At 30.4% G+C, this 12,205-nt stretch carries 13 protein-coding genes; 5 read left to right on the forward strand and 8 right to left on the reverse strand.

Features of this window, described 5'->3' with window-relative positions; translation table 11 throughout:
* Positions 1-23: 23 nt before the first annotated feature.
* The 8 genes from miaB to X924_RS09705 all read right to left on the reverse strand — a co-directional run bounded on the left by miaB (position 24) and on the right by X924_RS09705 (position 7,291).
* The gene (gene miaB / locus X924_RS09670; protein ID WP_121958706.1) at positions 24-1,346 is read right to left on the reverse strand and encodes a tRNA (N6-isopentenyl adenosine(37)-C2)-methylthiotransferase MiaB; all 1,323 of its coding nucleotides are present in this window, start codon (positions 1,344-1,346) and stop codon (positions 24-26) included.
* Between the two features lie 67 nt (positions 1,347-1,413).
* Entirely contained in the window at positions 1,414-2,271 is an 858-nt protein-coding gene (gene rpsB, locus X924_RS09675; protein ID WP_121958707.1) for a 30S ribosomal protein S2, read from the reverse strand.
* A 112-nt stretch (positions 2,272-2,383) separates the two neighbouring features.
* Positions 2,384-2,734 carry a ribosome silencing factor gene (gene rsfS, locus X924_RS09680; RefSeq protein WP_121958708.1) on the reverse strand — a complete coding sequence of 117 codons (351 nt, stop codon included), beginning with the start codon at positions 2,732-2,734 and terminating at the stop codon, positions 2,384-2,386.
* Between the two features lie 94 nt (positions 2,735-2,828).
* Entirely contained in the window at positions 2,829-4,667 is a 1,839-nt protein-coding gene (glmS, locus tag X924_RS09685; protein ID WP_121958709.1) for a glutamine--fructose-6-phosphate transaminase (isomerizing), read from the reverse strand.
* A 22-nt stretch (positions 4,668-4,689) separates the two neighbouring features.
* The gene (gene plsX / locus X924_RS09690) at positions 4,690-5,670 is read right to left on the reverse strand and encodes a phosphate acyltransferase PlsX (protein WP_121958710.1); all 981 of its coding nucleotides are present in this window, start codon (positions 5,668-5,670) and stop codon (positions 4,690-4,692) included.
* Between the two features lie 4 nt (positions 5,671-5,674).
* Complete coding sequence (gene rpmF / locus X924_RS09695; protein WP_121958711.1) at positions 5,675-5,857, reverse strand: 50S ribosomal protein L32; 183 nt, start codon at positions 5,855-5,857, stop codon at positions 5,675-5,677.
* 250 nt (positions 5,858-6,107) lie between these two features.
* Entirely contained in the window at positions 6,108-6,668 is a 561-nt protein-coding gene (locus X924_RS09700) for a DUF177 domain-containing protein (protein WP_121958712.1), read from the reverse strand.
* Between the two features lie 140 nt (positions 6,669-6,808).
* Positions 6,809-7,291 carry a hypothetical protein gene (locus X924_RS09705; protein WP_121958713.1) on the reverse strand — a complete coding sequence of 161 codons (483 nt, stop codon included), beginning with the start codon at positions 7,289-7,291 and terminating at the stop codon, positions 6,809-6,811.
* 197 nt (positions 7,292-7,488) lie between these two features.
* On the opposite strand from X924_RS09705, the gene X924_RS09710 reads away from it, so the two are divergent.
* From X924_RS09710 to X924_RS09730, 5 genes are all read left to right on the forward strand, one after another.
* Complete coding sequence (locus X924_RS09710) at positions 7,489-8,703, forward strand: hypothetical protein (protein WP_121958714.1); 1,215 nt, start codon at positions 7,489-7,491, stop codon at positions 8,701-8,703.
* 348 nt (positions 8,704-9,051) lie between these two features.
* The gene (locus tag X924_RS09715; protein ID WP_146255695.1) at positions 9,052-9,555 is read left to right on the forward strand and encodes a hypothetical protein; all 504 of its coding nucleotides are present in this window, start codon (positions 9,052-9,054) and stop codon (positions 9,553-9,555) included.
* 113 nt (positions 9,556-9,668) lie between these two features.
* The gene (locus X924_RS09720) at positions 9,669-10,109 is read left to right on the forward strand and encodes a hypothetical protein (RefSeq protein WP_121958716.1); all 441 of its coding nucleotides are present in this window, start codon (positions 9,669-9,671) and stop codon (positions 10,107-10,109) included.
* 243 nt (positions 10,110-10,352) lie between these two features.
* Positions 10,353-11,837, forward strand: a complete 1,485-nt coding sequence (locus X924_RS09725) for a hypothetical protein (protein WP_121958717.1) — start codon at positions 10,353-10,355, stop codon at positions 11,835-11,837.
* Positions 11,834-12,202, forward strand: coding sequence for a hypothetical protein (locus tag X924_RS09730; protein WP_121958718.1), 369 nt, complete (start codon positions 11,834-11,836; stop codon positions 12,200-12,202). Before X924_RS09725 ends, X924_RS09730 begins: the two co-directional genes overlap by 4 nt.
* The last annotated feature ends 3 nt before the right edge of the window (positions 12,203-12,205 follow it).

The following is a 12,205-nucleotide window of genomic DNA, read 5'->3' on the forward strand; positions in this document are numbered from 1 at the left end:
AAAGAGCCTTTTAAAGGCTCTTTTTATTTACTTAGAACTTCTTTAATTTCACCGTAAAACGGACCTGCTGTGACTTTATTTATCTTTATATTCAATAGTTGGCCATTTAGCTCTTCTTTGCTTTCATAAATAATCAATTTATTGTTTATAGTTCTTCCCATAAACGTACTATCTTTGCCGGCCTTTCCTTCCTGAATTATCGTTAATACTTTTCCAAGATACTTTTCATTTTCTTGAAGATTTATTAATTTTTGTACTTCCATCAAGTATTGCAGTCTTTTGTTTTTTATTTCTTTTGGTACGTTATCTTCTTGATATTTGTAAGCTATAGTGCCTTCTCTTGGAGAATACTCGGCAATATTTATACGTTCAAATCGGCATTTTTTTATTAAATCCACCGTTTCTTCAAAATCATCATCGGTTTCTCCAGGAAAACCAGTTATAAAATCACTGCTTATAGTTACGTCCTCGACCTCTTTTTTTATCTTTTGAACAAGGTCTATGAAAGTTTCTTTTGTATATCTTCTGTTCATAGCTTTAAGTATCTTGTTACTTCCCGATTGAGCGGGTAAATGGAAATATTTTGCCGCTTTTTCTTCATTAGCTATCGTTTCTATTAAAGAATCTGTTATATCAGTTGGATAAGAAGTCATAAACCAAATTCTTTGAATAGGATCAATCTTTGCCGCTTCTCTTATTAAAATATCCAGCTTTGGTTTTTTATCTCCAAAATCTTTTCCGTAAGAATCAACGTTTTGTCCCAAAAAAGTAATTTCTTTATAGCCACTTTGTGCATAATTTTTAACTTCATTTATTATGTCATCCATGGGTCTACTCTTTTCAAAACCTCTTGTATAAGGTACTATGCAATAAGTACAATATTTGTTACAACCATATATTATCGTTACCCATGCATGGTGTTTACTAAAAGGCATTTTTGGAATATCGTATTTAACTTCATTCAACTTATCGCTAAAATCTGCGAACCTTTCTCTATTCATTGCGCGCTTTACCAAATTATGTATATCTATAACGTTTCTGGTACCAAATACAAAATCTATGTGTTTAAATCTTTTTAGTAGCTCTTCTCTTTCTTTTTCTGAAGAACAACCTCCAACACCAATTATTAAATTTTTATTTGTTTCTTTGAGTTTTCCATATCCACCAATTGCGCCGTACATCTTATTTTCTGCTTTTTCTCTTACTGAACAACTATTTATTATTATTATATCGGCTTCTTTTGGATTTTCTGTCCAATCGAAACCCTCATTTGAAAGCAAACCAGCCATGATTTCACTTTCATTTATATTCATTTGACATCCAAATGTTCTTATATAAAATTTCAAATATATCACCTTCCTCTTTCTAAAAAAATTCCGGGATATCCCCGGAATTTATATTTATTATTTTTAATTAAAATCTATCTTCTTCCTCTTCATCATCACTCACATCAAATAATTCTTCTTCTTCTTCCTCTTCTTCGACTTCTTCTATATACTTTTCATATTTTTCTTCGGCTTTAAGTTTTTCTTCAATATGATCTTCTGTTGATAATGATTCTTCGGTTCCTTCTTCTAAAGTTTCAATTCTTCCTTCTTTTGCTTCTATTACAGCATCAGCCATTTTAGAAGTTATTAACATTATTGCCCTTATTGCATCATCATTAGCTGGAATAACATAATCTATAACCTCAGGATCACAATTTGTATCGACCATTGCAATTATAGGGATTTTTAACATGTTTGCTTCTTTCACAGCTATTTCTTCTTTTTTAGGATCAACTACAAACAATACTTCAGGTACTTTATTCAAACCTCTTAGACCACCTAAGTTCTTTTCTAACTTTTCTAAATTACGTCTTATAGTTGCTTGTTCTTTTTTAGGTAACTTTGCAAATTCTTCACTTTCCACAAATTCTATTAATTCTTCTAACTTGTCTATCCTTTTTTTGATAGTTTTAAAATTAGTCAAAAGTCCACCAAGCCATCTGTTATTAACATAAAATTCTCCACATCTGCGAGCCTCGTCTGCTACTATCTGTTGAGCCTGTTTTTTAGTACCAACAAAGAGAACTCTCTTTCTCTCCAACACGGCGTTTTTCAAAAAATCATAAGCTTCGTCTATACTTTTTAGAGTTTTTTGTAAATCAATAATGTGAATACCTTTGCGTTCAGCAAAGATATAAGGCTGCATCTTTGGATTCCATCTTCTCGTTCTATGTCCAAAATGAGCCCCAGATTCTAACAATTGTTTCATGCTAACTACCGACACAACATGCACCTCCATAAACATTTGATTTGGTTTTTAACCTCCAGCCGTCTTTTTTACACCGACCCTTTTAATATCGGGCACCGAGGTGAAAAAACAACGACTGTGAGAAATTTTAATTTACTTTTATTTTCTTCTGTTCTCCCCATAAGCCTTCTAAATCGTAAAAGTTTCTTGCTTCTTGCGAGAATATATGGATTATCAAGATACCTGTATCGATAATTACCCAGTCATAAACTTTTCCTTTGTCATAATAGAGAATAGGAATGTCTTCATCCTTTAAATATCGTACTATTTCATTTCTTAGAGCTTCAATATGAGTTTCTGAATTTCCAGTGGTTATAATAAAATAATCTACCATCAATTCAGAATTTTCCATATCTATTACAATAGTATCTTGGCCATCTTTATCTTCAATTAATTTTACAATGTTTTTCACTGACTTAAAAACCTCTGTTTTTAACAAACAGCTAACACCTCCAGTTTTTATATATATTTACGTTCCAAGTCCACTTTAAATTCAAAAGGTTATTTTTTAAAAACACTCGTATCTAATATTTTTATTCTACAGTAACGCTCTTTGCTAAATTGCGTGGTTTATCAGGGTCTAAGTGCTTTTCTATTGCTATATAGTAAGCGAATAATTGTGTTAAAGGTGCGACGATTAAGGGTAAAAGCGGTTCAGATACAATCGGTACATCGATAAAATCATCAGCAATCTTTTTTGTCTGCGTATCTTCTTTTGAAACTAATACAATGACCTTTGCTCCTCGGGCTTTTACCTCCATAATATTTGAAATCATTTTATCTCTCAAACCACCAAAAGGAACTATAGCAAAAACAGGGAAATTCTCATCTAATAACGCAATAGGCCCGTGTTTTAATTCTCCGGCTTGATATGCAATTGCATTTATATAACTAATTTCTTTGAGTTTCAATGCTCCTTCCATAGCGGCTGGATAACCAAAATTCCTTCCAATATACATCATATCTTTGAAATTCTTATACTTTTTCACTAATTCCATCATATGTCCATTAGTATTATTCAAAAGCTCTTCATAAATTTTTGGAACTTTTTCTATTTCTTTGAGTACCTTTTCTATTTCATTATTTTTACCATACTTCCAATATATGATCTGTGATGCTAAAGTATACAATAGAGCTATTTGGGCGGTATAAGTCTTGGTAGCAGCTACACCTATCTCCGGTCCTGTATTCATGTACAATACCGCATCAGATTCACGTGAAATAGTAGAACCCACAACATTGCTTATAGCTAACACAAAAGCGCCTTTATTTTTAGCTATTCTGACACCTTCTAAGGTATCTATGGTTTCTCCAGATTGAGAAATAGCTAAAACTAAAGTTCTGTCATCAACTTGAGGATTCATATATCTAAACTCTGAAGCTACCTCTATTTCAAAATCTATATTAGAATATTTGTTCACAAAATATTTTGTAGCAACTCCTGCATGGTAACTTGTACCACAGGCAACAACATATATTTTATTCATTTTATTTTTTACAAAATCATACAGATATTTAATTTCCTGTATTTGTGGTTCCCCATTCACCAATCTACCAACTAACGCGGACTTTAAAGAATGAGGCTGCTCAAAAATTTCTTTAAGCATAAAATGAGGATATCCTGACTTTTCAGCCAAGGACTCATCCCAAAATATCTTTGTTGGATTTCGATGTATTGGCTTTCCTTCTAAGTCGTATATGTAATATTTATTTGGAGTTAGAACGGCAACCTCTCCATCATTTAAAAACAACATATCTTTCGAATATTTTAGAAGAGGTGTTACATCAGAAGCTAACATGCTTATACCTTCAATATTAGAAACAACTAAAGGACTTCCTTTGCGAGCGGCTATTATTTCGTTTGGGCTATCTTTGTGCATCACTGCAATTGCATAAGTACCTTTTAACAGATTCAATGTAGCCAATACAGCTTGTAGAAGATCCTTTTTAAAATTTTCTTCTATTAAATGAACTATTACTTCTGAATCTGTTTGAGATTTAAAAACATGTCCCCTATCTTCCAATTGATTTTTTAATTCCTGAAAATTTTCTATTATGCCGTTATGAATAACTGCAAATTGTTCTTTACAATCCATATGCGGATGAGAATTTTGTTCAGATACCATTCCGTGAGTAGCCCACCTGGTATGAGCTATTCCACAATAAAAGGGTTCTTCTAACAAATTATGATCCAACGCTACTTTTTCAAGTTCCGATATTCTTCCCGTTTTTTTTATATACTTAATTTTATTATCACAATTGTATGCTATTCCTGATGAATCATAGCCCCTATATTCAAGCTTTTTTAAACCTAAAATGAGATCGCTTACTTTTATTTTTTTGTCAGAGACAAAGCCTACTATTCCACACAAAGCTTTTCCCCCTTTTTGTTAATTACAAATTTATCTTTGAAAGCAAATCGAATTTGCAAGCCCTATAAGCAACATATAACGCATTGGCGATAGCCTCTGCGTCTGAAGATCCATGAGCCTTAACTAAAATACCGTTAACTCCTAAAAAAAATGTTCCGCCATAACTCCTATAGTCTATTTTGTTCACTAAAGACTTTAAAGAACTTCTCAACATTAATGCACCCAATTTCGTAAATAAACCAGACTGTTTAATCGTCTCTTTTAGTTCGTGCATAATAAAATAAGCAGTTCCTTCCATTGTTTTTAAAACATTATTTCCTGTAAAACCATCAGTAACTACGACATCGCATGTGTCATCAAATATATCCCTTGCTTCAACATAACCAACATAATTTATGTTTTTCTTTTCTTTTAGCAGATCTGATGCTTCTTTTACTAACGAATTACCTTTTTCATCTTCGGATCCAATATTTAAAATAGCGACTCTTGGATTAGTTATATTCAGAAAGTTTGCATAAGCTATGCCTTCTCTTGCAAAATCATAAAAATGATCAGCTTTCACTTCAGCATTTGCACCTGCATCTACTAATATTTTAGGTTTATTATTTTTAGAGGGTAAAGCAAGCACTAAGGCTGGTCTTTTTATTCCTTCTAACCTTCCTGCAACAAAAGTTCCCGCAGAAAACAAAGCACCTGTATTTCCCGCACTGACAAAAGCGGTTAATTCTTTCTTCTTCAATTTTTCGCAACCTATATACATTGAAGATTCTTTAAGTTTCAATACTTCGGTGGGCTTAGTTTCATTAGTAATTAAATCTTTTGCGGGAATTATTTCAACGTTATTCAATCTTTTTTTATCTTCTTGCGATATTTCATCGCCTACAATTACTAATTCATCAGGAGACAAAAATTTATTTTGCAAAGCAAAAAGAGCGCCCTCAACAACACAATCGGGCGCATTGTCCCCACCATATAAATCAATACCTATTTTGATATTAGGCATTTTATTATTCACCTATTTCCAATATTTGCTTATCTCCGTAATATCCACAGTTCAAACATACTCGATGTGGCAACTTGGGTTCTCCACATTTTGGACATTTAACAACATTAATCTTATAAGCTGCGTAAAATTTTGCCTTTCTTGAATGAGTCCTACTTCTGGATGGTTTTTGTTTTGGAACAGCCATTAAATATACTCCTCCTTTGAATTATATTTACTCACTTTGAAAATTATGAAACACCGATTCTATAAATGTTTTGAATCTTAGTTTTTTCAAAAATACCTCCTCAGTTCTAATCCTTACTAATTCCTAATTTCTTTACCTTTTTCGGTACTTGTACCGAAGGAAGGGGGGAAGGGCTCCGCCCTGGACCCGTTATAAATTCAAAAGCTTATTTTCTGAAAAATTATAATTTCTAAAGTCTCTAATTATATTGTCAAAAATTACCCTGTTCTAATAATTTCTTAAGCTCCGAAAAGCGTGGATCTATTTCTTCATTTTCACAATTATGGTCAGGATTTTCATTCAAATCTGCACCACATATTGGACATAGACCTTTACAGTCTTCTTTGCATAAAGGAATTATAGGTACTGATGATATTATAGTCTCAATAACTCGATTTGTCAAATCAATTGTTATACCATCATAGTATATTATATTATCAAGAGATTTCAACTGTTCTGATTTAGACAAAAATTTTTCGTACCTTTTATCCATATATACTGATGAAAAAGTCTCATCTATCCAATATTCAATCGGTTTCAAACACCTCGAACAGTGTATTTGTAGCATTACTTCAACGTTGCCGTTTACAAAAATTTGATTTTTTCCTTTCTCTAAAAAAGCATTCACTTCTATAGGAGAAAGAAGCTTAGCTTTTTCATAAGGTAACTCAATCTCACGCCAGTGTTTAATTATTATTTTCTTATCAAGAACGGTCTCAAATTTTTCGTAGTCTATTAACAATTGATTACTTTTCAATTCATCGTTAAACATATATCTCACCTCGGCGTACTTATTTTACTTCAAAAAAGTTTAGCGAAAACAAATTAATTGTTAATTTTTGTTATCTTTAATTTTTAAATAAAAAAGTAGGCTTTCGCCTACTCTTTTATTATAATCTATCAATTTTACTTTTATATAACTGGAGCTACAGTAAATACAAAAGTTCCTATTTTTTCATCTTTAGGTCCTAAAGCTAAAAGTGCTTCTTTTAACTCTGGATTCTCGTTTAATACCTGTTGAAAATTAAACCCAACACTTACACTTCTTTCTATTACACCGGTTTGAGAGCTATTAGTATCTACTGAATATTTATAAGCCTCATTCAACACATTTACTAACCTTTGATCTAAGCCTTGAGTTGCCAGAAACTCAACTTTAAGATCATAGTTTGTATTGGTCACAATTCTAACTTTAACTTCTTCAGAAGCATTTTCAGGAGTAGCTAAATCTAATTCATAATTCAATTGATTTGTATCCACAGATTCTATAACAGCATAACTTGGAATAGTTATATAAACAGGAATATTCACCTTATCATTAACTTGAGAAAAAGCAATCACACTGATATTTATTATTAAGAACATTATTATTGTTACAAAAATAGACTTTTTCATTAAAACCACTTCCTTTAATAAAATTCTAATAAAATTATATCAAAAAAAATAAAATTGTCAAGCTTTATCATTTTTTAGAATACTCATAAAATCAATATTATAATAATTTTTATTGAATTTTTATTGAAGAAAATAAAATAATATTCATAAAAAGTGTATAATAATAAGTGAAAGCAAAACATATAGGAAGTGATAAAATGAAGCGCATAAAATCAAAAAAATCATTTATTTTTTTGTTAGTTTTATTAATATTTACTAATTCATTTGCTGCAAGCAGTTATTTTACATTCGTATTAGATAGAGAAAATTTCTCATATAATCAACAAAAATTAGAACTTAATGTTAAGAATGTTTCTTATGTTCAATTGCAGCTTAATCAAAATTTTAGTTTTTTTTCAAATTACTTTAATCTTGCTAATTGGAGTAGCGGTAATAAATATATTCTTCAATTGGGTTTAAATATTCAAACATTATGGCAAAATGAAAATCAGAAAATTTTAAATCTATATAAAAATAATTCTTTCTCTACAAACGGGACAAAGATTGGGGAAGTTGTACTTTATCAATCAAATAATACCCAGCTTGATTTTGTTGATATCTATTTTATAGTTCCGGAATTTTACATTAATTATAATATTTCTGACGACATAATCTTCGAATTTTCTCCCCCTTATCCCGGTAATGGTCCATGGTATGAATCAATAATATCTAATGTGATCCTGGAATCTAATTTACCTTCAGTACACGTTTATGTGGGATTAAAAATATTTGATGAATTTAACTTTTTGTCTCAAGGGAGTAACTTAGAATTTATTAGTTCTCCTGATATTTATTTAAATAGTGCAAGTCAGCATTTTGAAGTTAAAGTTGGTTCAAATTTAGGAAATGTCTATAACAATTATTTTAGCCTTTTACAATCAAAGTATGCAAACCTTGGCTTTCCTTCTGAAGGTCTTCATGTGGCAGATGTTGAAATTTATATACCAATGGAAGGCGGATATTTTAGTTATGAAACAATTCCAGTTTATTACAAAATGCCCGTGCCAAATATCGAAATTTTATTTGAAGATGTTTTTTATCTAACTTTAAATCCTGTCAATCCACAGAATAATTATATTTCTACAGTTCACGTAACAATTAATTCAACAATTCCTGCTTATACAATTAATCTATCACTTGATATTTTTGATGAATACAGTTTTTTAGCAGATTATGTCACTTTAAACAATAATAGTCAAATAACTGTCATAAATGGAAATTTTAGTTTTGACTTGCAATTAAAAGTTGATTTTGCTGATTTGTGGAATGAAAATAAAGATTTCATATTATCTCAATTCAACGAAGGTATTTTAACGGTTGAAGAACAAATTCACGTAGGTAATGTTTACATAACAATTACTTCAAACTCTTAAAAATATTGAGACATAAAAATAATCTAAAATTATAACTCAAATATTTTCCTCTTATAATCAGGTATCTGTAGGAACTATCTTACAGATACTTGATTATTTAATTATAAAAATTCTCGGTAGAAATGAATTGAATTTCGTTGTTGAAAATATAGATAATTATTCTACATTTGGAGACAGCTTATACTTGGATATGATGGAAATGTTGAAATTATAGTTTCGAAATTTTAATTTTAAATTTTTTTTATTTCTCGAAACTTTTATTGAATTTTCATTTAGATTATTTTGTAATTTATTATTATACGTATAATTTAATTAGAGTAATTAATTAATGCCAGGATTGTGATGAAAATGAACAAAATTAAAATCTTATTATCGATCATCTTTATTTTGTTTCCTATAATATCCTTATCTATACAAACTAATATGAATATGCCCGTCTATTTGGAGATACCTCAATATCTAAAAATCGCCTATGTGGGATCAGGATCTTTAGGTCACGGTAGATTAAACTTATTTGCTACTATTGACGATAAAAATAAGTGGGTAAGTGATAGCTTAGATTTTAGGGTAGAATCTAACGTCAATTATAGTTTAGAAATCAGTTTTGAAGTCGAATCTTCTCTTCATCAAAGTGATCGAAACCATATAAACAATGAATATGCTGTAAAAGTAAAAGATTCAAATAATATTGAAATAATAAATGCTAATAAAAATAGTAATCATTATGGTGTTGCTCAGAGAACATTAGGAATTTCAACTTATGAATTAATCTTTGAATTGTTTATTAAAAATTCGATTCTTCAAGTTTCAGGAAAAATTGGGGAAATTACGATAACCGTTTCAAGCATCTAAAATTGTTACACAATTCTTATTGAATTTTTATTAGAAATTATTTGTGTTTTATTAAGACTTATATAATTGAATTAGAAAACAATAAAAATAATTCCTTATGGGGGTAGAAAAGTATGAAAAAGATTTTAGGTATAGTAGTTTTAATGATAGTGATGGCAGTTTCAGCGTTGGCAATAAGTGATACAGCAACCGTTCCTGTTTATTTGAATGTACCTGCATTTGTTAGATTGAGTGTTAATGATAGTGATGGTCAGTTTGACTTAGTTTTTAATCCGGCAACGCCTGCATCGACAGTAGCAGATACAGTTGCTTTGTTAGCAGAGGCAAACGTTAATTATAGTATAAATCATTCGGTTACACCAGTTAGTGGTTTTGAAAGTTGGGCTAATTTAGTGAATATATCTATCGATACGTCAGTTAGTGGCTATGGAACTCCTGGTAATGTAACTTTTAATACAACTGCATCTATTAATGTATTAAATAATTTGAGTTTAGGAACAGTTCCAGCTGGTACAAAGATTGCAGATGTAGTTTTTACAATTAGCAGTTTATAATAAGGTTAAATTAAAATTAGTTTTGAAGTGCCCCGAGATGGGGCATTTTTTATGTAAAAGGCAACGATACTATACTGCAGAAAAAACCGCTATATCTATCTCTTCGAGAAAGAAAAAGTTAAAAATAATCCTTATATTTCTATGACTTGGATGACAAATTTTAATTCAAAACTAATATCTAAAAAATAGTGTTATAATAAATAACATAGAATTTAACTTATTAATGAGGGGAGTTATATTATCATGAAAAAAATATCTTTATTTTTATTTTTTACTTCTTTTTTAATAGTTATTTCTCTTGCACAAATAACTGTGTCTCCACTATCTGTAGAAAAAAGTGTCAGAGCAGGAGAACAGTTCACGGAAATCATTAATGTTTTTGGAGCAAATACAACGCAAACTGTTAATGTAGAGTTATATCAATTGGGACAAGACATAACAGGAAATTTTGATTATGTAAAAGCTGACCCCTCTAATTTTATGTACGCAAGTTGGGTGCAATTTCCTACCTCTGTAACTGTAGCTCCGGGTGCAAGTACACCCGTTGAAGTAAACTTCATAATTCCCTCTAATGCTCCTTTTGGAACTTACAATTTTATTCTTATGGTTACACCACAAATTGAAACCGGTGGCACAATTGGTATAATTATCAGATATGCTATAAGAATTACTGTTCATATAGAAGGAACAACTATTACAAATATCAATGTTGAAAACGTTGAAGTTGTTCCTGATGAAGAAGGAAAGCCTACTGTACAAGTTGCTGTAGCTAATGGTTCAAGTTATGATCTGATAGTTTCGATTGAAGCGGTTTTAAGAGATCAAAACAACAAGATGATCGAAAGGTTTCCTTTAAAATCTGAATATATGGATAAAAACAATATTTTATCTCAAAGGATTTTGAAAGGTAATAAAGTAATTTTTTCAGGAAAACCTAAGTATTTGTTGTCTGCTGGAGATTATAAAATCAATTTGTTCGTTAATTATTCTAACAGACAGAGAGTTTTTACCTATGATTTAACTGTTCCTGAAGAAGGGTTTAATTTTGTATCTCCAACTGAGCTTGCTTTATTGTTAGACAACGAAGAGTTTTCTTTCGAACTTTATCCGGGTGCAGTTAAAACTTTTGTTATAAACCTTCAAAATATGTCAAATCAAAATGTGAACATTGAAGTTGGAGCAAGGGATTTTGCAGCTTTACCAAAGGATAAATCGATTCTTTCTTGGCTTACTTTAAGAAGTCAACCTACTTTTACTATAAATTCTCAAAGAACAGCTCGAACGATAATTTCAATAAACGTTCCTAGGGATGCAGAAAATGGAGCTTATTATGGTCAAATTGTATTTAGGGCTTATGACCAAAACGAAGAGTTATTATCTGAAAAAACAGTTAATATAGAAAATTTAATCGGAGATACTATTTACGATATTGACTTAGTTAGTATTAATTATGAAATAATTGAAACCCAAGGTATTTTTAGCGCAAATATAAAAAATATCGGAGATAGGTATATTGTTCCAAGAGGAACAGTGAGTATCATTAACGAAAGAGGAGTTAGCATTGGAGTTTACGATCTTACTCCTTCAAATCAAGAATGGTTGGTACCCAATCAACAAACTTTGTTAATAGGAGAAGTACCTATAATAACAGATGAAAATTACAGATATATAATCACGGTATTTGATCAAAGTCAAAGAATAAAAACTTTTGAGGGGGATTTGTTATGAAAAAAATATTTTTATCTTTTTTTCTAATCTTGTTTTCTTTGCTTATTTTTTCACAAGATGGAGAATCTCCCAAGGTCACTGCTATGTTTTACAATACAGATTTAATCGAAGCTTTGAACGAAATTTCCTTGCAAACTGGAATTACAATTTTAACTGATCAGTATGTAAGTGGTTTGGTAACGGTGGATTTTGTAGAAATGTATTTAGAAAAAGCTTTAGATATTATGTTAATACCTGGAGGATTTGCATATAAAAAGATCGATGAAAATGTTTATTTTGTAGGTTTGCCAGATCCTAAAAGCCATAATTTTTTAAATTTAGCAGAGTTGGAGATAATAAGTTTAAACCATAATCACCCCTCATAGAGA

It is taken from the genome of Petrotoga sp. 9PWA.NaAc.5.4 (assembly GCF_002895485.1).
In the GTDB taxonomy this organism is placed as follows: domain Bacteria; phylum Thermotogota; class Thermotogae; order Petrotogales; family Petrotogaceae; genus AZRK01.

Coding starts and splice junctions, on each gene's coding strand:
- X924_RS09730 (WP_121958718.1), top strand. CDS start 11,834: ATGAAAAAAATATTTTTATCTTTTTTTCTAATCTTGTTTTCTTTGCTT.
- X924_RS09720 (WP_121958716.1), top strand. CDS start 9,669: ATGAAAAAGATTTTAGGTATAGTAGTTTTAATGATAGTGATGGCAGTT.
- X924_RS09710 (WP_121958714.1), top strand. CDS start 7,489: ATGAAGCGCATAAAATCAAAAAAATCATTTATTTTTTTGTTAGTTTTA.
- X924_RS09705 (WP_121958713.1), bottom strand. CDS start 7,291: ATGAAAAAGTCTATTTTTGTAACAATAATAATGTTCTTAATAATAAAT.
- X924_RS09715 (WP_146255695.1), top strand. CDS start 9,052: ATGAACAAAATTAAAATCTTATTATCGATCATCTTTATTTTGTTTCCT.
- rpmF (WP_121958711.1), bottom strand. CDS start 5,857: ATGGCTGTTCCAAAACAAAAACCATCCAGAAGTAGGACTCATTCAAGA.
- plsX (WP_121958710.1), bottom strand. CDS start 5,670: ATGCCTAATATCAAAATAGGTATTGATTTATATGGTGGGGACAATGCG.
- X924_RS09700 (WP_121958712.1), bottom strand. CDS start 6,668: ATGTTTAACGATGAATTGAAAAGTAATCAATTGTTAATAGACTACGAA.
- X924_RS09725 (WP_121958717.1), top strand. CDS start 10,353: ATGAAAAAAATATCTTTATTTTTATTTTTTACTTCTTTTTTAATAGTT.